The organism is Marisediminitalea alba, from assembly GCF_002993365.1.
GTDB classification, from domain to species: Bacteria; Pseudomonadota; Gammaproteobacteria; order Enterobacterales; family Alteromonadaceae; genus Alteromonas; species Alteromonas alba.
In genome coordinates, this window is record NZ_PVNP01000044.1 from 1 (window position 1) to 2,292 (window position 2,292).

2 protein-coding genes and 2 pseudogenes are annotated in these 2,292 nt (G+C 45.6%); all 4 read left to right on the top strand.

Annotated elements, in window-relative coordinates; translation table 11 throughout:
* Positions 1–277: pseudogene (locus tag C6Y40_RS05015) on the top strand (hypothetical protein); the annotation flags it as partial.
* Positions 274–1,263 (top strand): glycosyltransferase, encoded by a 990-nt coding sequence (locus C6Y40_RS05020; RefSeq protein WP_105933634.1) that lies wholly within the window; start codon positions 274–276, stop codon positions 1,261–1,263. The pseudogene C6Y40_RS05015 and the gene C6Y40_RS05020, both read left to right, overlap by 4 nt.
* Positions 1,264–1,298: 35 nt before the next feature.
* A complete protein-coding gene (locus tag C6Y40_RS05025; RefSeq protein WP_205622664.1) occupies positions 1,299–1,457 on the top strand; it encodes a hypothetical protein in 159 nt (52 codons plus the stop codon).
* A 142-nt stretch (positions 1,458–1,599) separates the two neighbouring features.
* Positions 1,600–1,752: pseudogene (locus tag C6Y40_RS24905) on the top strand (transposase); the annotation flags it as partial.
* Positions 1,753–2,292 lie beyond the last annotated feature (540 nt).

Genomic DNA, 2,292 nt, shown 5'->3' on the forward strand with positions numbered 1-2,292 from the left:
ACTGATGCAAAAAAAGAATAAGTACTCTTCGCTCAAAGCGCTTGAAAAGTTTGAAAAACGTAAAAGACCATCTCTGATTAAACTCTGCTTTATTTTCCCTCTTACCTTTGTCAAATCCTATGTTCTGCAAAGAATGTTTCTGTCTGGTAAGCGGGGGCTTGTGCATGCGCATATTGAAGCTATGTATGCTTTTCTAAAAGAGGCAAAATTGTTTGAATACCAACAGCTTGCCGGTAAACAACATGCCGATGCTCTGCAGAGAGGACGATTAAAATGAAAATTCTGCACGTACTGCAAAGTAAATTGTCTTTGCCTGCTCGAGATTACGGTGGAACTGAGCGTATTGTCTGGGGCTTATTAACTGCGCAACAGGCGTCTGGTCACGAGGTACGTTTGTTGTGGGGGGACGCTCCAGACTTACCAAAGAATGCTGCTCGGTATGATGCGACAAAGTCTATGCGTGAGCAGATAGGCGGCTGGCCCGATATAGTGCATTTTCACCAGCCCTTTGATGGTGAGTTAGATGTGCCTTATATTAGTACTGAGCATGGTAATGCAGAACATGCCCGTAGCTATGGCCAAAATACAGTGTTTTTAAGTGCACGCCACGCTAACAACCACAATGCGGAGTGTTTCATACACAACGGTCTGGACTGGACCGAATATGGCCAGCCGCATTTAGGTAAACCACAGAATTATTTCCATTTTCTGGGCAAGGCCAAATGGCCGATAAAAAACCTCAGTGGCGCAGTGGCTGTGTCAAAGCAAGCGGGTGTCAAGTTACAGATATTAGGTGGTGTCCGATTTAGCCTCAGTAGCAGAGGCTTTTATTTCCATCCTGATTGGCATTTACGTTTTAACGGCATGGTGGGGGGCGCAGTTAAAAACAAGTTGGTGCGTAATTCACGGGGGCTGTTATTTCCGGTCCGCTGGCACGAGCCTTTTGGTCTTGCCATTATTGAGTCTTTATATTTGGGAGCTCCTGTTTTTGCAACGCCGTATGGTGCAATTCCTGAAATCATCACCCAGCCAGAGCTTGGCTTTCTGTCGTCAAGTTACAGTGAGCTTGCATCGGTGATGCAAGACAGTAGCAAGTATGATCGCGAAGCCTGTCATCACTACGCTAAAACCCGATTTAATAACCTGACGATGGCTGCGGCTTATCAGCAGTGCTATCTAAAAGTTATTAGTGGTGGTGTGTTGAATAGCAAGAAGCCTTATGCGGAGCATCGCTGGCATGAGCTATTACCTGTTACTAATTGATGGGGCTGACGTACTTTGTTGTGTTGTAAACACCCATGATTAAAGTATTGTATTCAACAGCGTTGCTGCTGCTCACGCCTGTATTGCTGTTATATTTCCTGCTGCGTTCGCGTAAAGACCCGGCCTACCGTAAGCGTTTCAGTGAGCGGCTGGCGTTGCAGCCGGTGCCTACGCAAGCTGTAGGCGGCATGTAAGCGTTCATTCCACGACGTTCTGCCACCCCGCTAAAATTCGCCCTAACCCGGATTTCTCATGAAGGGATAAAAAGAAGCGGCTAAAAGTGCTATAGTTTCAAGAACCTAACCAATCCACCAAGCACCAGTAGCCGCATCCAGAATGGTACCTCAAAAACTGACCTTCTCGCCACTTTCCCGCCGCCAGATTGAAACCGACTTCTCCGGAGGCCATATCACCTCCGATGCCGGCTTGCTGTTACTGCGCGAAGTCGACAAACAACACCGGTTAGCACAAATTACTGCGTCACAGAGAGGCAAAAACAGCCCGAAAATTGTCAATCAAAAAGATGGGCAATCAGATAAACCTTACCATGCAAGGGCTATGTCATGGGCACAGCGGTTAAAGCGGGTATTCAATATAGACATTACCGAATGCGAAAAATGCGAGAACCACAATGTAAGCATCATCGCTTGTATTATAGATATACACGTTATTCAGAAAATACTGGCACATATAGATAAAAAGCACCCAACTTCTAAACAAACAAAGCTATTGCCACATTTGCGTGCACCACCTGATGAACAATACACAAACGATTTCACTATTCAACGTGACTTCAATTTTGGGGCGTAGGCTCCATTTACTGCTGCAAGAGTAAAGAAAAACGCTAGTAAATGGTGGGGCTATTCGCGCTTCACCCCCCATTTCCTGCACCAAAGGCCTATCGTCGCAAGACATTGCAAACTAACACGCCTTAAAATACTCCCACAATTCGATAATTCAACAAACCAATCTAGTCAAAAAGACAACTGTCATAGGGGGTAGCAAATAGCTTTAATCCGTCTTATACTC